The sequence below is a fragment of the Lacticaseibacillus mingshuiensis genome, from assembly GCF_016861785.1.
Lineage (GTDB): Bacteria > Bacillota > Bacilli > Lactobacillales > Lactobacillaceae > Lacticaseibacillus > Lacticaseibacillus mingshuiensis.
Genome location: NZ_BOLS01000017.1, coordinates 33396 through 55584 on the forward strand (window position 1 = coordinate 33396; position 22189 = coordinate 55584).

Genomic DNA, 22189 nt, shown 5'->3' on the forward strand with positions numbered 1-22189 from the left:
TGCGCTCCTTTCGTTTCTTCCATTAAATAAAGTTGACGGGCTCACGATCGATACCGATCTGGAACCCGCGCCGGGTGCTTTGCTGCGTTTCGTCCAAAATGCGCGCCAACGTCGGGCCAAGCTGCGGCTCATTTTTATATTTGATCACGATCTGATAGTAATACCGATTCTTCAACCGAGCAATGGCCCCCGGCGTTGGGCCGAGCACCAGGGCCTGGTCGCTGAGCGCCTGTTTGAGCTCATTGGCCAGCGAATAGATCGCCTTGGCCGCCTGTTGCTCGTCTTGATGACTGACGGTCACCTTCACCGTGAAAAAATACGGCGGATAATCCCCGCGGTGGCGAATGGCCATCTCCTGCCGGAAAAAGCCTTCATAATCCTGTTTTTGGGCATAGCGAATGGCGTAATGATCCGGGTTAAAGCTCTGCACGATCACCTCGCCGGGCTTGTCCGCCCGCCCCGCGCGGCCGCTGACCTGAGTGAGCAACTGAAACGTCCGCTCGCTGGCGCGAAAATCCGGCAGCCCCAGACTCGTATCGGCGTTGATCACCCCGACCAACGTGACATCGGGATAATCGAGCCCCTTTGCGATCATTTGCGTGCCGAGCAAAATGTCTGCCTCGTGATTGCCAAAGGCGCGCAAGATCTTTTCATGCCCGCCTTTTTTCCGCGTGGTGTCGACATCCATGCGCAGCACCCGCGCAGCCGGCAACAGCTCATGCAGCGCACTTTCCACTTTCTGCGTGCCGGTGCCGTAGTAGCGGATCTTATTGGACCCACAGTTGGGGCAAACATGCGGAATCGCTTCCTCATGCCCGCAATAATGACACTTCAGGGTGTGGGTGTCCATGTGCAGCGTCAGGCTGATATCACAGTTGGGACACTGCACGACATACCCACACTCGCGGCACATGACAAATGACGAATACCCGCGCCGGTTGAGCAGCAAGACACTTTGTTCATGCCGATCAAGCCTGAGTTGAAGGGCCGTCAATAATTCCTTGGAAAAATCGCCCTGCGCGCCGTTTTGATATGCCTCGCGCATATCGATCAAGGAAACGGTCGGCAGCGCCTGATGATTGATGCGGTTGGGCAGGCGAAGCAACGTGTAGACCCCTTTTTCCGCGCGGGCGCGGGATTCAAGGGATGGGGTGGCGGAGCCCAACACGACCGGCGCGTGATGCAGGGCCGCCCGGTGCCGGATCACATCGCGCGTATGATAGCGCGGCGCGTCATCCTGTTTATAACTACTTTCATGCTCTTCATCGATGATAAACAAGCCGATATTCGTCAGCGGCGCAAATGCGGCGGAGCGGGCCCCAACCACCACTGCGGCCTCGCCGCGGGCGATACGCCGCCACTCGTCAAATTTTTCGCCATCGGATAAGCCGGAATGCAGCACCGCGACGGCATTGCCGAAGCGGCCTTTGACGCGCTGCACCATTTGCGGCGTCAGCGCGATCTCCGGCACCAACATCAACGCGGTGCGCCCCATCGCTAAGGCCTTCGCAATGGCCTGCAGGTAGACCTCTGTTTTCCCAGAGCCGGTGACGCCTTCAAGCAAAAATGTCTCGGCACGCTTGGCGCCGGTCGCATCATTGATCTGAGAAACAACGGCCTGCTGATCAGTCGTGAGGGGCAGTGGCGTGGTCAATTTTTCGCCGGTGTATTGTGGGTACGGATTCCGGTAGACTTCACGAGGTTCAAGGCGCAGCCAGCCTTTGCCTGCAGCGGCGGTGAGCTGGCTGCGGGTGAGACCGACTGTCGTCTCGATGGTTTTGACGGAAGGCGTCTGCTTAGTGGTGGCCCAATTTGCCAATGAGGTGAGCAACAATTGCTGCTTAGCGGCATTGGCCCGCACCGTGGTCTGCAATTCTGCATAGGCTTCAGGCGTCAGCAGTGGCACCACATGATCCACTGTTTTCACCTTTGCGCGATCCTTGCTTTGATAATGCAAGGTTAGCCCCTCATGCGCGAGTAGCGTCAGAATCTGCGCCATCGTGGCCGGGTCCAGGTCAGGCGTGAGTTCGAGTTGGTCGCGCCCGGCCAGCAGCGCAGCCGTCGCGTCGCTTGCAGCCGGCCCCGCGGTCACATACCGCACCGTATCGACCTTCAGCATGGTCGGCAACATGGTCTGAATGCACGTGATCCAAAACGCGTAGGTGGTCTGCGCCAACCAATGCGCCAGGTCCAAGCGTTCCTGATCCATTACAGGCTCCGGATCCAGCACCGCCAAGATCGGCTTTAGCTCGCCGTCAAATGCCGGGGCCTCCGCGAGGCCAACGACCATGCCGCTCACTTGGCGCTTGCCGCTGCCAAATTGGACCCATACCCGCATGCCGGGGCGAATCTCGCCGGCCAAAACAGAGGGAATCAAATAGTCGAATGGCCGATCGGTCTGCATCGTCGGCACATCGACGATCACTTTTGCTACCGTTGACACATGACTTCCCCCTTTCTGGTCGTGATGATCGGCTACTTGTGGCGCTCGATCAACGGCGCCACCTCGGCCAAGATCTCTGCGGCGATCTCCGTCTTTGACGCTTCGGCGATGGGGCGTGGCGCCCGGTCTGGCCAAAGGAGCGTCACCGCATCGGTCTCCTGGTTAAATCCTTGATGCACGCCCACTTGATTGGCGACCAGCAGATCGGCGTGTTTGCGCGCCAATTTGGCGGTCGCGTTCGCCAGCAGCGCCGTCGTTTCAGCCGCAAAACCGACCACCACTTGATGCGTTTTGGCCGCGCCAAAGCCAGCCAGCAGGTCCGGATTTTGCGCCAGCTGCAGTGTCAGGGCCGCATCGCCCTGTTTTTTGATCTTATTTGCGGCGACTTGATCCGGCCGAAAATCCGCAACTGCGGCTGCCATGATCAGCGCATCAGTCTGCGCAAAATGCGCGGTCAGTGCCGCCCCCATTTCGCGAGCCGAACTGACCGGCACCACCTGCACCTGGGTCAATACAGGCTGGGTGGCCGTGGTGACCAGGGTGACCTCAGCGCCAGCTGCGGCCGCCACATTGGCCAGCGCTGCGCCCATTTTGCCTGAGGAATCATTGCCAATGTAGCGCACCGGATCAATGCGTTCCTTGGTGCCGCCGGATGAGATCAGAATCTTTTTCCCAGCCAAAAACGGCGTGGGCTGATAACTTTGAATGAACGCCTCGATCACAGAAAGGTCTGGCATCCGCCCCACGCCGGCATAGCCTTCTGCCAAAAATCCGGTCGCAGGCGGCAACACCGCCATCCCCAATTCTTGCAGATGGTGGACGTTGGCCTGGGTCTGGGCATTTTCCCACATGTGGTCGTTCATCGCTGGCACAACCAGTTTCGGTCCGGCAAACGCGAGCAACGCACTCAGCGCCTCATTGTCGGCGATGCCCACGGCCATTTTCGCGATCGTGTTGGCCGTGGCCGGCACCACCACTGCCATATCGAGCGAATTGGCGAACTCGACATGGGCCACGTGGCTGGCATCCGCAAAGGCGTCGTTAGCCATTAAAACAGGCTGCTTGCTGACGGTGGCCAGCGTTTCAGGCGTCACAAACCGCGTGGCGGCATGCGTCATCGCCACCCGCACAGAATGGCCGCGCCTGATCAACGCGCGCACCAAAAGCGGCACTTTGTATGCTGCGATTCCACCTGTGACAAATAAGCCGATCTGTTTTCCCGTCATCGTCGCACCTTCTTTATGTCTGGATTCATTATACCAGAGTTGTCGCATAGGCGGGGACCGGGCGTTGGCTCGTAGACGTTAAGGTTTTCTCGCTCTGACAAACGCGCGGGATCGCCCGCTTGCCATTTTGATTTGGTTTGCGGAAAATTGCGGGTGTGCACCAGCCAGAAATTGGCTGGCGACCGTAGTAGACGGACAAGCAACTTTGAGCCCGCAGAGTACGCGGTCTCAAAGCTTGCTTTCGGCGTAGGCGGCAGACCCGCCAACGCCGACGAGGGGGCTGAGCCATTTCTGGCTGGCGCACGCCCTCGATTCAGCCTTATATCTCAATGACAAGTAATGCAAGTGCTGCTACAGGATTTATTGAATTGACCACAATTCTCCCAACCATACGCTTTGCTTCCAACCGAAATCGAAATTGATCAGCAACACAACGGTTTGTCTGCGTTGAGATACCCTTCAAAAACGTTTAGCATCATCGCTGCTTTGCCACAGCCCAGGTCCACAATTGCCAGTATTCTTATTCTGAGTCAACGGTCACCTTGTTAAACGCTTCACAGCCCAATCGCACAACGGCCAATTCGCCGCTTGCCATTTTGAGAGGCGCTAACCGAACCCCAGGCGTCAAAAAAACCGGCGCCTCATTTGCTGGGCACCGGTCCATTTTCCCTTTTATTCGACGTCCTCGCCGCCGTGATCCAGGCGTTCAGCGTCGCGTTCGAGCATTTTGGAAGCGGGGTCGATGATCACGTCACCGGCAGCCACTTCTTCAAGGGCTTTGCCGACCGTTTTCAGGGAACGGTATTCGGCGAGCATTGGGACTTCGTTGCTTTCCAGTTCATGCGCGCGTTTGGCCGCCAACACCGCGAGTGAATAGCGGGAAGGCACCTTGCTCAACAGCTTATCGATAGATGGATAGATGATCATATTGTCTGCTCCTTATCCCTGCTGCGCCTGTGTGTGCGCCAGCATTCCTTTGTAACGGTCGATCACGCGCGGCACCCGCAGATGCTCCGCTTCAATGATGCGCTCGATGCGGCGCACGGCCAGCTCAACTTGATCATTCACAACGGCATAATCGTAATTTTCCATCATGGCGATCTCGTCGGCGGCCTGGGCGATGCGTCGTTCGATGACATCTGGCGCATCAGTGCCGCGGGCGGTCAGCCGGTGCTTCAGCTCGATCAGATCGGGTGGGGTCAAAAAGATGAAGACCCCATCCGGACATTTTTCCCGAACTTGCATCGCGCCTTTGACCTCGATCTCAAGCAGGACATCCTGCCCGTCATCGAGCATCTTGTTAACATACTTCAACGGCGTCCCGTAATAGTTGCCGACATACCGCGCGTATTCAAGCATCCCGCCTTCTGCGATCTCCTGCTCAAATTGCGCCTTGGTGCGAAAATAATAATCCACCCCGTCTTGTTCACCGGGCCGCATCTGCCGTGTCGTCATTGAAATCGAATACTTGAAGTCACGGTAGTTGCCTGCGAGCATGGCTTGCCGAACGGTCCCTTTCCCAACACCGCTGGGGCCGGAAAGCACGATCAGCATTCCTCTCTCCTGCATGGCGCACCTCTTTCGTCATAGTTTACTGTCCATTATGCCGTTGATGCGCCACTTTTTCAATAGGAACCGCGGATTCCCGCAAGAAAATCGGCCTCCTGGCACAAGCGCTGCCCAGCTTCCTGCCCCGCCTGAAGCAAGCGCTGGCGATTGCCCCGCGAAAAATCAAGGATCCGCCCCACCGGCTCTGGCGGGGTCAACAGCCGATCCGCCTTGGCTGCCGGCTGAGGGCCAAGCCCCGCCGCGCTGATCGCCAGAATTTTGGTTGCTCCTAAGTCGCGCGCGATGTCGATCGGCAGATCATTGACCAGCCCGCCATCCGCATAGCGCGTCCCATTGATCGTCACTGGCCGCGTGACCCCGGGCAAACTACAACTGGCGCATAACCGATCTAGCGTCGTCCGATCAGTCAGCGCATTGACGACGGGCCGCCTTCGCTTGAGGTCAGTCGCCACGGCCAGCGTCGGCCACGGTTGCTGGACCGGCGTCGCTAAAATTGCCCCGCCGAATTCTTTGATCGTGCGACTCAGCTGATAGGCGCGAAAATGGTCGAGGCGCGGATCCTGCCACCACGCGACTAACGCTTCCGGCGCCAAGCGCGCCGTTGCCGCTCCATTCAGCGCCCCGATCGAGCTGCCGATCAAAAAGCGCGGGGAGAACCCAGCGGTCGCCAGCGCCTGCCAAACGCCGGCTTGAAAGGCGCCGCGCACCCCACCGCCGCCAAGTACCAATGCCCAAGTCATCTGCGTCCTCCTTTTGTCGGAACCGGGACAAAACTTTTGTCCCGGTTCCTGTATCGTGCACTAATGTGACTGCAGTGTCGTGGGCCAAATGTCCATGTCCGAGCAGCTAAGGCGCCAATCGCCTGGTTCAAAGTTCGAACTTGGCGCTTAGCACACTTACCTGTCGGACCCAGGCGTGACATTTGTCCCACTTCTTTTTCAAAAAACACTTGCGTCTCGGAACGCTTGTTCGTATAATAAGAATTGCAAACAGACGTTCGGAGGCGTTGACAATGGAAAACAAAGCACGTTCTTTTCAATCAATGACACAAGAGCTGGCTCGGGCCACGCGCCAATTTTTCGCATTGGCAACGCCGGCTGCTGAAATGCCGCAGACCCAACTGGATCAATTTGCGGCGCAGGCATTTGCGCGGCATTATCGCGTCGCGCTGTTTTTCCGCGGCGAAGAAGCCCCGCTGGCGGGTACGTTGACGCGCCAACTCACAGGCGGCCGCTACCTCTTTCAAGCATACCGTAGCAACCTCTATCGTGTCGTGCAAAGCGATCAGCTGACTTACATTCAAAAAGTATAACCTAGAGAATCAAAAAGGACTCATCCAAAACGCGCTCAAAACGTTTTGGATGAGTCCTTTTTTCGTGGTCACGCCGAGGCGTGTAGTTTGGCTTTGGTCTGCGCGGCCATCGTCAGCATTTCCTGCGCATGTTCCAGCGCGAGCTGTGTGACTTCGGTGCCGGCCAGCATCCGGGCGATCTCGTGAACACGCGCTTCATCGGACAGTTTGGTGACCTCGGTCATGGTGCGGCCATGGGTCACTTTTTTGGTGATCAGATATTCGTGGTCACTCATCGCGGCGACTTGCGGCAAGTGCGTGATGCACAGCACCTGCGAGTGATGCGCGATCTGCGAGATCTTGTTGGCGATCGCCTGGGCCACGCGTCCGGAGACCCCAGTGTCGACCTCATCGAAAATAATGCTGGTCACGCCATCCGTTTCAGCGAAGATCGTCTTCAGTGCCAGCATGATTCGCGATAATTCGCCGCCACTGGCAATTTTGGCAAGGGGCTTGGCGGCTTCCCCAGGGTTGGTCTGAATGTAAAATTCACAGCTGTCGGTGCCATCCGGCCGAAGCTCATCGACCAGCGCCGTCAGCCGCACGCTGAACACAGTTTTCGCCATATAAAGAGCGGCCAATTGCTTATGAATCGCGGTGCTCAACTGCTCGTCCGCTTTTTCACGGGCGTCATGCAGCTGGTGGCCGAGCGTGATCAGGGCCTTTTTTTCGCTGGCGACGCGGCCTTCAAGTCCTTCATCCCCGGCCTCCGTTGCGGTCATGCTGGCCAGTTCACGTTTGGCCTTTTCGCCATAATCGATCACATCTTGGACGCTGTTGCCATATTTGCGCTCAAGTTGGCTGATCAGATCCAGCCGTTTTTCGACCTCGTCGAGACGCCCTTCATCCCATTCAAGATCATCGACCTGCCGAGACAGCGCCGACTGGGTGTCCTGCAGGCTGTAATAGGCGGTCTGCAGGTCGCTGGCGATGCTCGCAAAATCGGTATCCAGGTGCGCGATGCCCTGCATCTGTTCCATGGCGCTGGCAATCTGATCCAGCGGGTTGGCTTCCTCGCCGTTCAAAATGTCGTAACTACCCGTCAAAGCATCCGAGATGCGCTGGTAATTGGCCAGCCGGTCGCGCTCCTGGGTCAAGGTCGTGGCCTCATCCGGCTGGAGGTCGGCCGAGGAGATCTCGTCGACTTGGAACGTCAGCATGTCCAGCCGCTGCGCCCACTCCTGTTCGTTGGCCTGCTTTTTCCGCAGCGCCTTGGCCGCCGTTTGATACGCCGCATAACGGGTCTGATAATCAGCCAAAAGGTCCAGCACCGGGGCGCCCGCAAAGGCATCCAGCAATCCGAGATGCGTCTCCGCATGTATCAATTGCTGATGCTCATTTTGCCCGTGAATATCCACCAGCGTCTCGCCGATCGCCCGAAGCGTCGCCGTGTTGACCAGATGCCCATTGACCCGGCAAATGTTGCGACCATTTTCGTAAAGCTCCCGCGACAGGAGGACACTGCCTTCGTCGGGTTGCAGGCCAAAACTGCTCATCACCGCGGCCGTGCGCGGATTGGAAGTCGCATCAAATAAGCCTTCCAGCGTGGCTTTGGTCGCGCCGGTTCGCACAAAATCAGCGCTGCCGCGGCTGCCCGCCAACAAGCTGACAGCATCAATGATGATGGATTTCCCCGCGCCGGTTTCGCCGGTCAGGGCCGTCATGCGGTCGGCAAAGCTCAGTTGGAGTTGGTCGATGATCGCAAAATCGTGAATCTCAAGTTCCTGCAGCATGTGGTCACCCCGCGATCTCATCGAAAAATGCGAGCAGTTGCGCCGCCTGCGCCGCTGCGTGACAGATGATCAAGATCGTGCTGTCGCCGGCGATCACAGTGAAGATCCGGGCATCGCGCAACTGCTCGATCAGCGTGCCGATCGCAGGCGCCGTCCCAGGATCCATGTTCAGCGCGACAAAATAAGCCATTGTTTCCCCACTGCGATACGAGGCGCCAAACGTCCGCCGCAATTTTTCCAGCGGAGCCAACTGCTTTTCAGGCGGCAGCGAATAGCGATAATGGCCCGTGCCAGTTGGGACTTTGACCAGCTGCATGTCCTTGATATCGCGTGAGATCGTTGCCTGAGTCACCGGAATGCCAAGCGCATTGAGTCGATCGACCAAATCGCCTTGCCGCTCGATCATCTCCGCTTGAATCAACTGCCGAATGTGGCCCTGCCGCTCATTCTTTTGCATCATGCACCCTCCTTGCAGGCGCTCAGTGTGCCTGCCGCAGCCAACTTGGTTGCAATGTGTCATACGCCGCCGCCTGAGTGGCCTCGATCGAAACGCCCTCGGCCATCACGCCGGTCGTGTCTGCTCGCCGCAGATGAATCAAGAACTCGATGTTGCCTTCCCCGCCCTTGATGGGACTGAAATCAAGGCCCTCAACGTCATACCCGCTGGCTAGGGAAAAAGCCACGATCTCCTGCAAAACATCGCGGTGCACCGCCGCATCGCGCACGATGCCCTTTTTGCCCACACGCTCAGGCCCTGCTTCGAACTGGGGCTTGATCAACGCGACCGCATCCGCCCCTGGCTGCAAGATCGCGTGAAGGGGCGGCAAGATCAGCTTCAGCGAAATGAACGACACATCAGTCATCGCGAATTCGACCGGCCCTTCTGTGAAATCATCCGGCTTGCTATAACGAAAATTGACGCGCTCCATCACGACGACACGCGGGTCTTCTCGCAATTTCCAGGCCAGCTGATTGTAGCCCACATCCAGCGCGTAACTCTTAAGGGCCCCATTTTGCAGCGCGACATCAGTGAACCCGCCAGTTGACGCGCCGATATCCAGCACCGTTTTACCGGTCAGATCAATATTAAAGACCGTCAGCGCCTTGGCCAGCTTCAGCCCGCCTCGGCTCACATAAGGCATGGTCTTACCCTTCACGTGAAGCGGCGTCTCTGCGGGGATCTTGACCCCGGGCTTGTCCAGCCGCTCATTATTTTGATCATAGACCTCGCCGGCCATGACGGCACGCTTGGCCTGCTCGCGGGACAAAAACAGGCCCTGCTCGACCAACATGACATCGATGCGTTCTTTTGTCATTTCAACCTCTTATTCAAAATACGTCAGAAACGAATCCAGCTGCGGAGCAGGCCGGCTCAGCCGATGAAGCGCGGCCTCGGCTGCGGCCACATGTGCCTGCAGGGCATCTTTCGCGCCCGTCAGCCCAAGCAGCGCCGGATACGTGTTTTTATGCTCGCTCAGATCTTTGCCCGCTGTTTTGCCTAATTGCGCGCTGGTCTCGGTCACATCATTGATGTCATCTTGGATCTGAAACGCAACGCCAAATTGTTCGCCAAAAGTGGCCAGCGCCGCCTGATCAGCTGCACTGACAGCCGCCAGTTGCGCGCCCATTTGGACGGCCGCCGCCAGCAACGCCCCAGTTTTGAGGGCATGCAACTGCTGCAAGGTCGGCAAGTCATAATGCACCGTCTCCCCGTCCATATCCATCACCTGGCCGGCCACCATCCCGCTTGCGCCACTGGCCTTCGCCAGTGTCCGCACCAGCTTGACCACCACTTCAGGGGCGGCCGGTGTTGCGCTGACCAACTCAAAGGCAGCTGTTTGCAGGGCATCGCCGGCCAAGATCGCCAGCGCCGAGCCAAACACTTTGTGGCTGGTCGGCTGGCCGCGCCGCAGATCATCGTTGTCCATGGCTGGCAGATCATCGTGAATGAGCGAATAGGTGTGCAAACACTCGATGCCGGCCGCAGCAGGCAACGCCGCTTCAACAGGCCCGGCAAAGCTCTGCACCACCGCCAGCAACAAAAGCGGCCGCAGCCGTTTTCCGCCTGCAGTCAAAGAATACGCCATTGCCTTTCGTAAATGCACATTGGCCACTTGATCGAGATGGGCCTGCAAGGTTTGCTCAACCGCCGGAAGCAGCGCCACCACCTTGTCGTCAAGCATCGGCTTTAGGGTCAAAGGGTTTGACCTGCCCGTCATCCGTGACCATATTTGTCACCGTTTGTTCGGCATCCTTCAGCGTTTTTTCCAGTTGCTGGCTCAACGTGATGCCCTGTTTATAGGCAGTCAGCGCCTGTTCCAACGGGACATCGCCCTGCTCCAGCTGATTGACGATCTGCTCAAGCTGCGCCAATTGCTGCTCAAATGTGGGCTGTGCTGCTGTCTTATTTTCATCTGCCATTACTGATCTTCCGCCTTTCCTGACTGCGTGATCTGATCAACCGTCACCTCAAGCACCCCATCTTGCAAATGCACCTGCGCGCGATCGCCGACATGCATCGCCGCAGCGTGGGACTGCAGGGCCCCGGTGTCATCCGTCACATACCCATACCCGCGGGCCAAAATACGCAGCGGGCTGAGATGATCCAACGCCGCTGCCTGGGCGGCGAGCTGCTGGCCCGCCTGCTGCAAGCGCGCGGCAATCGCCAGTTGCAACTGCCGGGTCTGGCCGGCCACTTGTTGTTGCGCATTGGCCACGCGCTCTGCCGGCCGGGTCGCCTGCAGCTTGGCTTGGGCCAGGCGCAGGCGGCGGTCCGCCCCTTGCAATTGCGTTTGCATGGCCCGGTCCCGCCGCATCGAAAATTGATCCAGCGTCTGCAAATATTGATCGTACAGCCGTTGCGGTTGCGTAAGCACCACGGCGTTTTGAATCCGCGTGAGGCGCTCCCGTAGCACAGTCAGCTGCTGATTCATCGCGGCCTGCACGCGCAGCCGATCTTCTCCCAGCCGTGTCAGCGCATCGCTCAGCTTGATCGGCGTGACCAATTCGGCCGCAGCCGTGGGGGTCGCAGCCCGATGATCGGCGATAAAATCGGTGATCGTCGTGTCTGTTTCATGGCCGACTGAACTGACGATCGGCATCGGCATGTCGATCAAGGCGCGCGCGACGCTTTCTTCATTGAACGGCCAGAGATCCTCAATGGAGCCGCCGCCGCGCCCGATGATCAGCGCGTCAAAGCCGCCCATCGCCTTGACTTTTGCCAGCTGCTTGACCAGACTCGGCGCCGCCTGCTCGCCTTGTACCTGGGCCGGAAACAGCGTCAGCTGCAAAATCGGATACCGCCTCGCAACCGTGGTCATGATGTCTTGAATCACCGCCCCGCTCGGACTGGTGATCACAGCCACCCTTTTTGGAAAAAGTGGCAGCGGCCGCTTGTTGCGATCAAACAGACCTTCGGCGCTCAGTTTTTGCTTCAGCTGTTCAAGCGCGGCGTACAAGGCGCCGACGCCATCCGGTTCCATTTTTTCAATCACGATCTGGTATTCGCCCGACCGCTCGTACAGCGTGATGCGACCGACCACAAGGACCTTCATCCCCTCTTCGGGACGAAATTTGAGCTTCGCAAAATTACCGGCAAACATCACCGCGTTGATCTTGGCGTTATCGTCCTTCAGCGAAAAATATTGGTGCCCAGGTCGCTGGCGAAAATTCGAGATCTCGCCACTCAAATAGACCTTGGCCAAATATGGATCCAGGTCATATTTTCGTTTAATGTATCGCGTCAGTAAACTGACGGTCAAGTACTCACTTTGCGCTACCATTCAACCGCCTCTTTGCGAGTTCGACTGTTTGCATCATTAACGCCGCGATCGTCATGGGGCCAACGCCCCCAGGAACAGGAGTGATCGCGCTGGCATGAGGGGCCACCTCGGCAAAATTCACATCCCCAACGAGTTTACCGGCCGCATCACGATCCATGCCGACATCGACCACCACGGCGCCATCTTGGACCATGTCGCCGGTGATCATTTCAGGCCGCCCCGTCGCGACAAACAAGAGGTCCGCCTGCCGCGTGTGCGCTGCCAGATCCGCCGTCTGACTGTGGGTCATCGTCACAGTGGCACTGGCATTGAGCAACAGCGCCGCCAGCGGCCGCCCCACAATATTCGAGCGGCCAACGATCACCGCGTGTTTGCCAGCGACCGGAATCTGGTACGCCTTGAGGAGTTGCATGATGCCAAATGGCGTCGAGGCGACGACCCCAGGTTCATTCGTCCAGAGGCGCCCGACATTGACCGGATGAAAGCCATCCACGTCTTTTTCAGGTGCGATCGCGTTGAGTACCGCGGCCTCGGAGATCTGCGCCGGCAGTGGCAACTGAACCAAAATACCGTCGACATCCGGATCGTCATTCAGTTCGGCGATCTTCGCCAGGAGATCCGCTTCAGAAACGGTGGCTGGCATCGCGATGGTGAAAGAGCGGATTCCGATCTTATCCGCGCGGCGGTGCTTGTTGCGCACATAGATTGCGCTGGCCGGGTCTTCACCCACGAGAATCACGGCGAGCCCTGGCGTCACGCCACGGGCTTTCATCTCAGCGACCGTTTCGGTCAAGGCCGTCATCAAGGCATCTGCAGTTTTCTTTCCGTCTAGGATGGTGGTCATGCGTGGTTCCCCCTCTAATATATCAAACTCCAATAGACAATAATCACTCAAATGATAATAAAGTGCCCATACGAAAAGCCGGCCAAAGTCCTCACTTTGAGCCGGCTTCTTGATCACGCGTTCGCGTGTGCGACAAAATGTCCTAAGATGCCGTTCACGAATTTTGCGGCCTGCTCGTCGCTGTACCGCTTCGTCAACTCGATCGCCTCATTGACCGCAACTTTGTCAGGCAGGTCCGGCTCGAACTGAATCTCGTAAAGCCCGAGACGCAACGCGATCAGATCGGCTTTTGCCAGCCGGCTGAGTTGCCAGCCAGCCTTAAGCTTGCTGGTGATCGCCGCATCGAGTGCGTCTTGATTCGCCAAGACGCCGTCGACCAGCCCAGTCAAATACTCAGGTGGCTGAACATCTTCCGGCAAGACTTCTTGATACACAAGGGCGCGGTCCGTTTCAGTGGTGCCGGCGCCGGCGAAAAGCACCTGAAAGGCCGCTTCCCGCATCTCGTGCCTCGACATTGTTTGTTCCGTCGTCATGCCTCGCTGTCCTCACTATTGTCGTCGTCGGCGAACAGCTCGGTTGGGTCAAGCTGTTCCGCTTTTTCCGGAACCACACCCAGCACATGCACGTTGACCTCATCAAGGGTGAGGTCTGTCATGTAGAGCAATTGCTCGCGCAGCGTCTCCTGCATCTTCAATGCGACCTTGGGCACGGAAACGCCATAGTCCAGATACACATAGACATCGGCGGTCAGGCGGCCGTCTTCAACGGTCAGATCGACGCCTTTGCCGTGATTGGTCCGGCCAAACCAAGCGTTGACCGTGCTGGCCAGTGAGCCGCGCATTTGGTACACGCCATCGATCGAGACCGCTGCGATGCCCAAGATCACTTCGAGCACTTCCGGCACGATCTCAATGGTCCCCTGAGCATCGGTCCGGTTTGCAAGTACGATATTCGTCTCTTCAGCCATTGAAAAGCCTCCATTATTTGTCGGCAGCCATGGCGACTGCCGCGAGTTAGCTGTTCGACCGCGAGATGTAGCTGCCATCTTGCGTGTTGATCGTCAGCTTATCACCTTTGTTAATGAAAAATGGGACCTGAACCACAAGCCCAGTCTCCATCGTCGCGGGCTTTGAACCGCCTGACGAGGTATTCCCGCGGATTCCGGGTTCCGTGTCAACGACTTCAAGATCCACAACATTTGGCAGGTCAACGCCAAGCGTCTCGCTCCCGTGCATCATGATCTTGACCTCCATGTTCTCCTTGATGAACTTCAGCTCATCGCGGATCTCATCGCCTGGCAAGGTCAGCTGCTCGTAAGTGTCCGTATCCATGAAGACATAAGAATCCCCATCGGCGTACAGGTACTGCATCGTCTTGGTGTCGATCTGCGCTTTTCCGACCTTTTCAGTCGAACGGAACGTTTTTTCCTGCACCGCGCCGGTCCGCAAATTCTTCAGCGTGGACCGGACAAAGGCTGAGCCCTTGCCTGGCTTCACGTGCTGGAACTCGACAATGCGCCACAGGTCGCCATCGACCTCAATGGTCAAGCCGTTTTTAAAATCGTTAACAGAAATCATCCGGATCCTCCACTTTCGTCACTAAGCTTAATAATACTATATCAATCCAACCATGGCGGCGCAAGTTGTCGCCGTCCGCTCAACGCGTTGCCTAGTCTCATTGTTTCTGGCACAAAAAACGCCTCCTCTCCTGCGTTATCGCACAGCGATAACGGGAATTTCTGCCGGCGCCTCACGGGTCAATTGCGTGGCGCCTGTTGCGGTGATCAACAGATCATCTTCGATGCGCACCCCGCCGACTTCCGGCAGATAAATACCTGGTTCATTTGTTTCAACATTGCCAATTGCTTGCGGCACATCGCGATACGGTCCCCATGCGCCAGGCCCTTCGTGAATCGACAGCCCAATGCCATGGCCGGTGCCGTGGCCAAAATACTGACCGTACCCCGCCCCATCGATGAAACCGTGGGCCAGCGCGTTGATTGCCGCGCCAGTCACGCCAGGGGCCATCAACGCCTTGACTTTCTGATTGGCCGCATAAACGACCCGATAGATCTCACGAATTTTCGGATCGGGCTCACCGACCGCAAACGTGCGGGTAATATCCGACACATATCCATGATACACCGCACCCCAGTCCAGCGTCACGACATCGCCCTGCGCGATCACTTTCGTTGTTGCGGCCCCATGCGGCATTGCGGAGCGCGCCCCACTGGCCACAATGGTCTCAAATGACGTGCCGCTTGCGCCTTGTTGCCGCATAAAAAAGTCGAGGTCCGTCGCCACTTCAAGTTCGGTCATGCCTGGGTGAATGGTCGCCACCACATGATCATACCCGGCTTCCGCGATCGCGATCGCCCGCTTGATCAGCGCGAGCTCTTCATCGTCCTTGACCTCGCGCAACTCGGCCACCATGTTGGTCGTCGGGACCCATTCAGTCTGCTTTGGCAGCTTCGCGAATTCGGCGTAAGTCATGGTCTCACTTTCAAAGCCAACTCGGGAAAGGCCGTGCGTGGTTGCAAGTTCACCAGCCTTTGCAGCGAGGCCATGCTGCTGAAGGACCAGCGCACTGTTTGTCACCTGGGCTTTGACCTGCTCCGTGAACCGGGAGTCGGTGATGAACCAACTCTGGTCTTTGGCGACCAGCAAGGCGCTTTCGTCGCCTGTAAAACCGGTCAGATAGGACACATTCACCGGATCTGTGACCAGCAGCGCATCGATCTGCGTGCCGGCCAATTTTGTCTGCAATTTTTCCAATCTTGTCATGAGGATTGCCTCTTTTCAGCCCAGCGGCCTAGCTTCGCCGCGGACCCGCGACGATAACTGACCACTATGAATAAAAAAAACGCTCCGTCTCCGGAGCGCATCGCGATTATTCAGCTTTTGCAACTGGATAAACAGATACCTGCTTTTTGTCGCGGCCAAGGCGTTCGAATTTAACGACGCCATCTGCCGTTGCAAACAAGGTATCATCGCCGCCGCGGCCGACGTTCGTACCCGGATGGATCTTCGTGCCGCGCTGGCGGTACAAGATGTTTCCGGCTTTAACGAACTGACCATCTGCGCGCTTGCTACCAAGACGCCGACCGGCTGAGTTACGGCCGTTAGAGGTCGAGCCGCCCCCCTTATGATGGGAGAAGAATTGCAAGTTCATCTTTAACATATCAGTACACCTCCGAATTCAGATTACGAATTTCTTGTCGTGATCGTGACATAATCGCCGTACTGTTCGGCAATGCTCTGCAGTGACAAGAGCAGATTCTCAAGCAAGAGCTGCGCGATATGGTGCTGCTCCCCGGAGACAGTTTTGTCAAAAGCCACGTCGAGATGCCCGCCGTTGACTTCATCCGCCTGCACATCCGGCTCAAACCCGGCTAAGGATTCAATGCCGTTCACTGCCCCGATGCTGACTGCGGAGACTGCGGCACAAACAATGTCGTGTCCGAAGTCGCCAGAATCAGCATGGCCAGTGATGAGAAAATGCGCGATATCACCGCTTGCATCGCGGTCAAAACGTGCTTTGATCATGGCGCCCTCCTAGTTGAAATCAGGCATTGATCGCGTCGATCGTCACTTTCGTGTAGGGTTGACGATGACCTTTTTTCTGATGGCTATGCTTCTTAGGCTTGTATTTGAAGGTCACGACCTTCTTTTCACGCCCTTGCTTGTCCACCTTGCCAGTTACCGTCGCGCCATCGATCGTTGGTGTGCCGATCTTAGCTGAGCCTTCGCCGCCGACCAGAATGACTTGGTCAAACGTGACCGTTTCACCCTCTGCGACATCCAGTTTTTCAACATAGATGGCTTGGCCAACTTCGGCTTTGTACTGCTTGCCGCCAGTTTTGATGATTGCGTACATCTTGTGCACCTCCTATATGCCCTTAGGCTAATCCCCTGAATACTCGCCGCAACAGGTGCTAGGCTTTGATACCTGTCTGCGTGCGGTTGCAGATGAGGGGTGACAAATACAACGTTGCAATTGTACCAGAGCGCAAGGCCCCGTGCAAGCAATTCGCAAAGAAATGGTGACAGTGCGCGTGGCCCGGAATGATCTGACGACCTGGCGCGCCTGCCACAATGAGACAGCAAAGGACGAGCTGAGACGACACTCGGTTGCTCCCTTGGCAAAAGGATGACAAGTCCGCGTCTTCAGCGTGCCACAAAAAAATCGGCTAGAGTGGCTGTCTGGGCCCCGCCTTGGCACAACATCGCGAGCGTTTTGGCCACATAGCGTGGGGAATAGACCATCCCCTCCTCCAACCAATGCGCTGCCGTGCCCACGATCGCCATGACCTCATATTCGATGATCAGGTCGATCGGCACCTCGCTGATGCGGGGCGGCACACCGGTGACTTCGCAGTAGCGCTCGACCGCCGCATACAGATTGGACAACAGCTTGCGGTCAAAGAGACGCTGCCCGTCTTTTAATAGGTAGTGATATTCTTTGGCATGCGCCGCGACAAACCCGAAGGCCGCCGTCAGATCAAGCACCGGAAAAGAATTGCCGTTGACGGAATAGCCCTCTGTGATCGCCGCGCGATACAGGTCGTCGACCATCATATGAAGCACGCTGTCATAAAAATCGGCGCGGTCTTCGTAATGCAGGTAAAAAGTTGTCCGGGTGACATGCGCCTGGGCAACCAATTCGGCCACGGATAATGTGTTCACGTCAGCGCCTTTTTCAAGCAACTCAAACAGCGCGTTGACTAGCTTTTCGCGTGATTTTCTGTAGCGCGTATCATTTCGTTCGACTCCCATAATCGCCCTCCGTTTGGAGTATAGCGCATCTTTGCGCAAAAGCGGTAAAATAAGTCTCGCGAAAATGACGTCTGCGCCGGCTCGCGGCTTGTCCCGCACAAAATGGTCAAGTATACTGAAACGCGGAGGTGGCCGCATGCTTGTCGATAGTTTGATTTTTATCCTGGCGGGAGGCCTCGTGGTGGCAATTGTTGCCCGCCTGAAATTCCCGCTCAATCTGATCTTAACGGCTTTGGTGATGATCACGCTGGCCACCATCAGTCGTAAATTGTTTGACGCCGATGACCTGGCATGGCTCCTGCTAGCATGGCAGGCCGCGCTTGTCGCTGTCATGTACGGGCTGCGCTACTGGCTTCATCACCGTAAATAACCAAGGGCACCAAGGAAAAATTCCTCGGTGCCCTTTTTTTCGAACCGTTTATCGCCGAGTATCACTGAATTCATAGTGAACAAGGTCGCGGAATTCAAACTTGTGCCCTTCGCCAGCGGTCAAGGATCCAGTCTTCGTGCGAATCTTCGTCATCAGATCGTCATAAGCCTTTGTGTTACCCGGCTTCGTGCGCACCGGTAGCTCGACTGTGCTGCCATCAGTAAAAGTGCCATAGAAATATTGAATCTTCGTTGCCTGTTGCTTCAATAATTTTTTCGCCAGTCGCTTATCCATGTGTGTCACCTGCGTTTGTTGTAGTCAAGAAAAGGCCCGAAAAACAACTTCGGACCCCGCCCCTGCCAAGGCCTTAAGTATAGCACAGCCCGGGTTTGATGGCATCAATTGGGCAAGAATCAAAAACGCCAGCGCGAGGCCGGCGTCTGTGATCAGCGTTGCAGCTGGGCAACAGCCTGTTCGATGGTCGCACCGGTCCCCTTGTGGTTCTGGTCTGCGGGATCAATTGCGATGAACAGCTGCGTCTTCGTATCAAGTTGAATACGATATTTCATAAATATTACCTCCATTCGATAACACATGAATGGTCGTTCGGTAGCGATACCATGATTCTACGCGCTTACTGGCGTCGTGTCAATTGGTATCCCTTTCAATTTGGTTAAGAATGGTCAGAAGCAAAAACAATTTTTGTTAAATAACCCAAGTTCTATTAAGCTAATTGGAACGATAATCATGTCGTTTGTTTATTTGGTGTTGGAGATGATGATAGGCGTTCTTCTAACTAAATGCAAGTGAAATTTGTTAAAGATTATTGAAAGCCGCGCGACCGTTGGCTGTAAGGCGTATTCGGGCCCGCACGCCAGATCACGATAGAAACGAAAAAAGCAGGAAGGCACAGGGGTTTCCCCTTCGTCTTTCTGCTTTTCGAAATAAAATGCGCCCCTTGTGCCGCGAGGCCTACAGCGTTCCGTCTGGTCTCCGTCTGGTTACGACCCCCGAAAACCCGTACCAATAACCAGACGGTAACCGAACGAGCTTATTTTCGCCCCTTTTCGCGTATTCAAAAGGCCGCAAAATCGGGCTTTTACTTTCGCTGTTTTCCGCTGTTTCGAAATAAAATGCGCCAGCCGGGATTCGAACCCGGGACCGATGGTTTAGAAGACCATTGCTCTATCCAACTGAGCTACTGGCACGTGTTGAACCTGTTTATTATAGGAAAGCGGGCCAAACGTGTCAATGAAACGCCTTGCGACTCGCCTGCCGGATGGCTACACTGACATTAGACTAAAAATGAAATGAGGCCTCAATGTGAAACTTAATCAAATCGCCCGGCTGACGCCAGACACGACGACTCAATATGCCGAGCTGAAAGCGCTGGGCTTTAATGCAGCTCCAGCTGAAGACCTGACCACACTGGTTCAGTCAGACCTGCCACTTCTTTTTCCTGAAGCATACAGCGCTGCCGCCAAACGCGAGGCGCTCGCCAACATTGCGATCGATGAGACGCACACGTTGCGCGACCTGGTCGAGGCACCGGCGCAATGGCTGAACGCCACGACTTTTTACGCGGCGGCTCTGCAGCTGCTTGGGTTTGAACCATTCACCGACTATCAGCTGAGCGATCCAGCCAGCTTCATGGCGGCGACCCAATTGCCGGCAGTCGAGACGATCGCGACAAGCGCTGATTTTTTGCAGGCACTTTATCTCCTGCTAACGACGCGCACGAAGCACCTGGTCAATTATCTGGATGACCTCGCTAACCGCGGCTTTTTTGCCCATTACCAAGACGGTAAGGAGACGCCGACCTATCTCTTTTTCAATGGCAAGGCGCAGGCTGTTTTCGACCCTCGCAAACTGGTGCGCGAAGTCGTCTGGGTCGAATCGGACCTCGACACGGATCACGACGGCCAGCGTGACCTGCTGGAGACCACGATCTTCCGGCCAGCCGCGACAGATCAAGGCGTGAAAATGCCGGTGCTGTTTACCGCTAACCCCTACTTCCATGGGACCAACGATGAAGCGGTCAAGGCGATCACCCATGTGCCGGATCCGCATTTGGCCGTGAAAACCGTCAGCCACACCAAAGCAGACGTGACCGCAACACCGGCCGAACCGGTGACCCTGCCCCATAAAGCGATCGAGCAGACCAGCACAATCGCTGAAGTCTATGCCGATGAGCAAGGAATCTACTCGCTCAACGACTTTTTCCTCAGTCGCGGCTTTGTCACCGTGTATTCAGCCGGGGTTGGGACTCGCGGGTCTGATGGGTTGCGAACGACGGGTGACCCGGCCGAGACAGCCAGTGCGGTCGCGGTGATCGAATGGCTGACTGGCAAACGTCCTGCCTTCACCACCCGCGATGGCCACACCGCGATCAAAGCTTGGTGGTGCAATGGCAACGTCGCCATGACCGGGAAATCATACTTGGGCACCTTGTCCATTGCGGCGGCCACCAGTGGCGTCGAAGGACTGAAGACGATCATCTCCGAATCGGCGATCTCAAGCTGGTACGATTACTATCGGGAAAACGGATTGGTCGTTGCCCCAGGCGGCTTCCAAGGCGAAGATGCCGATGTTTTGGCCGTTGATACCTATTCGCGGCAAAAACGCACCGGCGATTTTCTCCGCGTCAAGCCGAAGTGGGACCAGGCGCTGGCCGAGATCGCAGCCGGCCAAGACCGCACCACCGGCGATTATAACGCCTGGTGGGATGCTCGCAACTACCGCAACAATTTGGCCAACATCACCTGCGACGTCGTGTCCGTCCACGGCCTCAACGACTGGAACGTCAAGCCGAAAAACGTGATCAAGTTGTGGCAAGGGCTGCAGGCGCTGCCGATCGCGCACAAACTGTTTTTGCATCAAGGCCAGCACGTCTACCTCAACAATGTGCTGTCACTGGATTTCACCGACCAGATGAACCTTTGGCTGTCCTATGAACTGCTCGGCGTGGAAAACGGGGCCAAAGACGTGATTCCAGATCTGACTGTGCAAGATAATGTGACCCCGCAGACCTGGCATCATTACAGTGACTTTGGGGCCCCCGCTGCCGACCATCCAGTCCAGTCGCTGACCCTCGATCAGGCAACGGGCCGTGGTGCCAGCTTCGTCGACGATGCGACTGCCATCTTCACCGCCCATCATCAGACCTCCGATGATTTTGAAGCCGAGATCGTTCGCCCAGGGAAAAATAGTCTGTACAATGATGTTCGGTTGTGGCTGGACCTGCCTGCGTTCGGCAACGAGGTCACGCTGGAAGGCATTCCAACGCTGAAGCTTCGGCTTTGGATCGATCAACCAACGGCGATCATTTCTGCCCGGTTAGTCGATGTCGGCGACGCCAAACGCTTCACCCCAAACGCCAGCGTCATCGAGGCCAGTGGCTACCAGCTCGGCTATGATTTCAAAGCCGATCGCATCGTCGAATTTGGCGAAGGCACCGAGTCTGCCAGCAAGCTGATCACGTTCGGCCACGTCAACGCGCAAAATCCGACCAACGCGTATGAGATTCAGCAGATCGAGCCGGGCAAACCTTTCACCGTCGATTTCGAGCTTCAGCCGACCCATTATCGCCTGCCAAAAGACCGGCACCTCGCCCTGATCATTCACGGCGCCGACATGGCCCAGACACAGCGCCCAACCACGATCACGAATTACCACATCGATCTTCAGGCCAGCATCCTTCACCTGCCGTTGCGGACGGACGAACATTGATTGTGCCTGCTTTGAGGTGATAGTCAGCGCCCTTCCCTTGAAAACAGCGCTCACTGAAACGTGATTTTGCGTTTCAGATCAGTCGTCGCATAAGTTATTTAAAATAATTTTTTCGTGGCCTGACACGACACATCTAAAACGCCCGTATCATCGCGATACGGGCGTTTTTATTGTGCAATAAAAAAGTTGACAATACCGTTTACACAGTGCTATATTAATCGACAGCAGAAGGGGCTTCTGGTGTGGCCACACGGACCGATCTCCCCCGAGGCAAGCGGACCCAGTGCGGGGGATACCGTACGCAAACCTAGAGTGGCTGCTATGAAGGGCATCCGAGTCAGTGGTGTCATAAATTAGGCGAGTGGGT

At 56.5% G+C, this 22189-nt stretch carries 25 protein-coding genes and 1 tRNA gene; 3 read left to right on the forward strand and 23 right to left on the reverse strand.

The features are described 5' to 3' along the window. Window positions 1-22: 22 nt before the first annotated feature. The 5 genes from priA to JUE67_RS10380 all read right to left on the reverse strand — a co-directional run bounded on the left by priA (window position 23) and on the right by JUE67_RS10380 (window position 5978). Window positions 23-2443: a primosomal protein N' gene (priA, locus tag JUE67_RS10360; RefSeq protein WP_203628147.1), complete on the reverse strand. Its 2421-nt coding sequence runs from the start codon at window positions 2441-2443 to the stop codon at window positions 23-25. Window positions 2444-2475: 32 nt separating this feature from the next. Further along, window positions 2476-3669 carry a bifunctional phosphopantothenoylcysteine decarboxylase/phosphopantothenate--cysteine ligase CoaBC gene (coaBC, locus tag JUE67_RS10365; protein ID WP_203628146.1) on the reverse strand — a complete coding sequence of 398 codons (1194 nt, stop codon included), beginning with the start codon at window positions 3667-3669 and terminating at the stop codon, window positions 2476-2478. 672 nt (window positions 3670-4341) lie between these two features. After that, the gene (gene rpoZ, locus JUE67_RS10370) at window positions 4342-4596 is read right to left on the reverse strand and encodes a DNA-directed RNA polymerase subunit omega (protein WP_203628145.1); all 255 of its coding nucleotides are present in this window, start codon (window positions 4594-4596) and stop codon (window positions 4342-4344) included. Between the two features lie 12 nt (window positions 4597-4608). Beyond that, window positions 4609-5238 (reverse strand): guanylate kinase, encoded by a 630-nt coding sequence (gene gmk / locus JUE67_RS10375; RefSeq protein ID WP_203628144.1) that lies wholly within the window; start codon window positions 5236-5238, stop codon window positions 4609-4611. Window positions 5239-5294: 56 nt separating this feature from the next. Then, window positions 5295-5978 carry a patatin-like phospholipase family protein gene (locus JUE67_RS10380; RefSeq protein ID WP_203628143.1) on the reverse strand — a complete coding sequence of 228 codons (684 nt, stop codon included), beginning with the start codon at window positions 5976-5978 and terminating at the stop codon, window positions 5295-5297. Between the two features lie 272 nt (window positions 5979-6250). On the opposite strand from JUE67_RS10380, the gene JUE67_RS10385 reads away from it, so the two are divergent. Continuing rightward, window positions 6251-6550 (forward strand): hypothetical protein, encoded by a 300-nt coding sequence (locus JUE67_RS10385; RefSeq protein ID WP_125695974.1) that lies wholly within the window; start codon window positions 6251-6253, stop codon window positions 6548-6550. Between the two features lie 68 nt (window positions 6551-6618). Here JUE67_RS10385 and recN read toward each other — a convergent pair whose 3' ends face one another. The 15 genes from recN to JUE67_RS10460 all read right to left on the reverse strand — a co-directional run bounded on the left by recN (window position 6619) and on the right by JUE67_RS10460 (window position 17723). Beyond that, the gene (recN, locus tag JUE67_RS10390; RefSeq protein WP_203628142.1) at window positions 6619-8322 is read right to left on the reverse strand and encodes a DNA repair protein RecN; all 1704 of its coding nucleotides are present in this window, start codon (window positions 8320-8322) and stop codon (window positions 6619-6621) included. A gap of 4 nt (window positions 8323-8326) precedes the next feature. Beyond that, entirely contained in the window at window positions 8327-8779 is a 453-nt protein-coding gene (locus tag JUE67_RS10395; RefSeq protein ID WP_203628141.1) for an arginine repressor, read from the reverse strand. Window positions 8780-8801: 22 nt separating this feature from the next. Then, window positions 8802-9638, reverse strand: coding sequence for a TlyA family RNA methyltransferase (locus tag JUE67_RS10400; protein WP_203628140.1), 837 nt, complete (start codon window positions 9636-9638; stop codon window positions 8802-8804). A gap of 9 nt (window positions 9639-9647) precedes the next feature. Then, window positions 9648-10505 carry a polyprenyl synthetase family protein gene (locus tag JUE67_RS10405; protein WP_203628139.1) on the reverse strand — a complete coding sequence of 286 codons (858 nt, stop codon included), beginning with the start codon at window positions 10503-10505 and terminating at the stop codon, window positions 9648-9650. Next, window positions 10498-10743 (reverse strand): exodeoxyribonuclease VII small subunit, encoded by a 246-nt coding sequence (locus tag JUE67_RS10410; RefSeq protein WP_203628138.1) that lies wholly within the window; start codon window positions 10741-10743, stop codon window positions 10498-10500. Before JUE67_RS10410 ends, JUE67_RS10405 begins: the two co-directional genes overlap by 8 nt. Beyond that, window positions 10743-12104 carry an exodeoxyribonuclease VII large subunit gene (gene xseA / locus JUE67_RS10415; protein ID WP_203628137.1) on the reverse strand — a complete coding sequence of 454 codons (1362 nt, stop codon included), beginning with the start codon at window positions 12102-12104 and terminating at the stop codon, window positions 10743-10745. Before xseA ends, JUE67_RS10410 begins: the two co-directional genes overlap by 1 nt. Further along, on the reverse strand, window positions 12088-12948 hold the full coding sequence (folD, locus tag JUE67_RS10420; RefSeq protein ID WP_203628136.1) for a bifunctional methylenetetrahydrofolate dehydrogenase/methenyltetrahydrofolate cyclohydrolase FolD: 861 nt from the start codon (window positions 12946-12948) through the stop codon (window positions 12088-12090). Before folD ends, xseA begins: the two co-directional genes overlap by 17 nt. A gap of 113 nt (window positions 12949-13061) precedes the next feature. Continuing rightward, window positions 13062-13481 carry a transcription antitermination factor NusB gene (gene nusB, locus JUE67_RS10425; RefSeq protein WP_203628135.1) on the reverse strand — a complete coding sequence of 140 codons (420 nt, stop codon included), beginning with the start codon at window positions 13479-13481 and terminating at the stop codon, window positions 13062-13064. Further along, the gene (locus JUE67_RS10430; protein WP_125695983.1) at window positions 13478-13915 is read right to left on the reverse strand and encodes an Asp23/Gls24 family envelope stress response protein; all 438 of its coding nucleotides are present in this window, start codon (window positions 13913-13915) and stop codon (window positions 13478-13480) included. The genes nusB and JUE67_RS10430 overlap by 4 nt, the downstream gene beginning before the upstream one ends. 46 nt (window positions 13916-13961) lie before the next feature. Further along, a complete protein-coding gene (gene efp / locus JUE67_RS10435) occupies window positions 13962-14525 on the reverse strand; it encodes an elongation factor P (RefSeq protein ID WP_125695984.1) in 564 nt (187 codons plus the stop codon). Between the two features lie 135 nt (window positions 14526-14660). Next, window positions 14661-15731 carry a M24 family metallopeptidase gene (locus JUE67_RS10440; protein WP_203628134.1) on the reverse strand — a complete coding sequence of 357 codons (1071 nt, stop codon included), beginning with the start codon at window positions 15729-15731 and terminating at the stop codon, window positions 14661-14663. Between the two features lie 106 nt (window positions 15732-15837). Next, window positions 15838-16128, reverse strand: a complete 291-nt coding sequence (gene rpmA, locus JUE67_RS10445) for a 50S ribosomal protein L27 (RefSeq protein ID WP_125695986.1) — start codon at window positions 16126-16128, stop codon at window positions 15838-15840. Window positions 16129-16151: 23 nt separating this feature from the next. Continuing rightward, complete coding sequence (locus tag JUE67_RS10450; protein WP_203628132.1) at window positions 16152-16493, reverse strand: ribosomal-processing cysteine protease Prp; 342 nt, start codon at window positions 16491-16493, stop codon at window positions 16152-16154. 19 nt (window positions 16494-16512) lie between these two features. Continuing rightward, window positions 16513-16824: a 50S ribosomal protein L21 gene (rplU, locus tag JUE67_RS10455; RefSeq protein WP_125695988.1), complete on the reverse strand. Its 312-nt coding sequence runs from the start codon at window positions 16822-16824 to the stop codon at window positions 16513-16515. Window positions 16825-17114: 290 nt separating this feature from the next. After that, window positions 17115-17723 carry a TetR/AcrR family transcriptional regulator gene (locus JUE67_RS10460; RefSeq protein ID WP_203628131.1) on the reverse strand — a complete coding sequence of 203 codons (609 nt, stop codon included), beginning with the start codon at window positions 17721-17723 and terminating at the stop codon, window positions 17115-17117. A 136-nt stretch (window positions 17724-17859) separates the two neighbouring features. Here JUE67_RS10460 and JUE67_RS10465 point away from each other — a divergent pair, with 136 nt between their 5' ends. Beyond that, window positions 17860-18093, forward strand: a complete 234-nt coding sequence (locus JUE67_RS10465; RefSeq protein ID WP_203628130.1) for a hypothetical protein — start codon at window positions 17860-17862, stop codon at window positions 18091-18093. 48 nt (window positions 18094-18141) lie between these two features. On the opposite strand, the gene JUE67_RS10470 is transcribed toward JUE67_RS10465, so the two are convergent. The 3 genes from JUE67_RS10470 to JUE67_RS10475 all read right to left on the reverse strand — a co-directional run bounded on the left by JUE67_RS10470 (window position 18142) and on the right by JUE67_RS10475 (window position 19301). Continuing rightward, window positions 18142-18387: a hypothetical protein gene (locus tag JUE67_RS10470; protein ID WP_203628129.1), complete on the reverse strand. Its 246-nt coding sequence runs from the start codon at window positions 18385-18387 to the stop codon at window positions 18142-18144. A gap of 152 nt (window positions 18388-18539) precedes the next feature. After that, a complete protein-coding gene (locus JUE67_RS12835) occupies window positions 18540-18662 on the reverse strand; it encodes a hypothetical protein (protein ID WP_263852812.1) in 123 nt (40 codons plus the stop codon). A gap of 565 nt (window positions 18663-19227) precedes the next feature. Continuing rightward, window positions 19228-19301: transfer RNA gene (locus JUE67_RS10475), tRNA-Arg, on the reverse strand. A gap of 115 nt (window positions 19302-19416) precedes the next feature. On the opposite strand from JUE67_RS10475, the gene JUE67_RS10480 reads away from it, so the two are divergent. After that, a complete protein-coding gene (locus tag JUE67_RS10480) occupies window positions 19417-21822 on the forward strand; it encodes a Xaa-Pro dipeptidyl-peptidase (protein WP_203628128.1) in 2406 nt (801 codons plus the stop codon). The last annotated feature ends 367 nt before the right edge of the window (window positions 21823-22189 follow it).

Excerpts from the sequence above, each read along its gene's own strand:
- coaBC (WP_203628146.1), bottom strand. The coding sequence starts at position 3,669 with ATGACGGGAAAACAGATCGGCTTATTTGTCACAGGTGGAATCGCAGCA.
- rpoZ (WP_203628145.1), bottom strand. The coding sequence starts at position 4,596 with ATGATCATCTATCCATCTATCGATAAGCTGTTGAGCAAGGTGCCTTCC.
- gmk (WP_203628144.1), bottom strand. The coding sequence starts at position 5,238 with ATGCAGGAGAGAGGAATGCTGATCGTGCTTTCCGGCCCCAGCGGTGTT.
- JUE67_RS10380 (WP_203628143.1), bottom strand. The coding sequence starts at position 5,978 with ATGACTTGGGCATTGGTACTTGGCGGCGGTGGGGTGCGCGGCGCCTTT.
- JUE67_RS10385 (WP_125695974.1), top strand. The coding sequence starts at position 6,251 with ATGGAAAACAAAGCACGTTCTTTTCAATCAATGACACAAGAGCTGGCT.
- recN (WP_203628142.1), bottom strand. The coding sequence starts at position 8,322 with ATGCTGCAGGAACTTGAGATTCACGATTTTGCGATCATCGACCAACTC.
- JUE67_RS10395 (WP_203628141.1), bottom strand. The coding sequence starts at position 8,779 with ATGCAAAAGAATGAGCGGCAGGGCCACATTCGGCAGTTGATTCAAGCG.
- JUE67_RS10400 (WP_203628140.1), bottom strand. The coding sequence starts at position 9,638 with ATGACAAAAGAACGCATCGATGTCATGTTGGTCGAGCAGGGCCTGTTT.
- JUE67_RS10405 (WP_203628139.1), bottom strand. The coding sequence starts at position 10,505 with ATGCTTGACGACAAGGTGGTGGCGCTGCTTCCGGCGGTTGAGCAAACC.
- JUE67_RS10410 (WP_203628138.1), bottom strand. The coding sequence starts at position 10,743 with ATGGCAGATGAAAATAAGACAGCAGCACAGCCCACATTTGAGCAGCAA.
- xseA (WP_203628137.1), bottom strand. The coding sequence starts at position 12,104 with ATGGTAGCGCAAAGTGAGTACTTGACCGTCAGTTTACTGACGCGATAC.
- folD (WP_203628136.1), bottom strand. The coding sequence starts at position 12,948 with ATGACCACCATCCTAGACGGAAAGAAAACTGCAGATGCCTTGATGACG.
- nusB (WP_203628135.1), bottom strand. The coding sequence starts at position 13,481 with ATGACGACGGAACAAACAATGTCGAGGCACGAGATGCGGGAAGCGGCC.
- JUE67_RS10430 (WP_125695983.1), bottom strand. The coding sequence starts at position 13,915 with ATGGCTGAAGAGACGAATATCGTACTTGCAAACCGGACCGATGCTCAG.
- efp (WP_125695984.1), bottom strand. The coding sequence starts at position 14,525 with ATGATTTCTGTTAACGATTTTAAAAACGGCTTGACCATTGAGGTCGAT.
- JUE67_RS10440 (WP_203628134.1), bottom strand. The coding sequence starts at position 15,731 with ATGACAAGATTGGAAAAATTGCAGACAAAATTGGCCGGCACGCAGATC.
- rpmA (WP_125695986.1), bottom strand. The coding sequence starts at position 16,128 with ATGTTAAAGATGAACTTGCAATTCTTCTCCCATCATAAGGGGGGCGGC.
- JUE67_RS10450 (WP_203628132.1), bottom strand. The coding sequence starts at position 16,493 with ATGATCAAAGCACGTTTTGACCGCGATGCAAGCGGTGATATCGCGCAT.
- rplU (WP_125695988.1), bottom strand. The coding sequence starts at position 16,824 with ATGTACGCAATCATCAAAACTGGCGGCAAGCAGTACAAAGCCGAAGTT.
- JUE67_RS10460 (WP_203628131.1), bottom strand. The coding sequence starts at position 17,723 with ATGGGAGTCGAACGAAATGATACGCGCTACAGAAAATCACGCGAAAAG.
- JUE67_RS10465 (WP_203628130.1), top strand. The coding sequence starts at position 17,860 with ATGCTTGTCGATAGTTTGATTTTTATCCTGGCGGGAGGCCTCGTGGTG.
- JUE67_RS10470 (WP_203628129.1), bottom strand. The coding sequence starts at position 18,387 with ATGGATAAGCGACTGGCGAAAAAATTATTGAAGCAACAGGCAACGAAG.
- JUE67_RS12835 (WP_263852812.1), bottom strand. The coding sequence starts at position 18,662 with ATGAAATATCGTATTCAACTTGATACGAAGACGCAGCTGTTCATCGCA.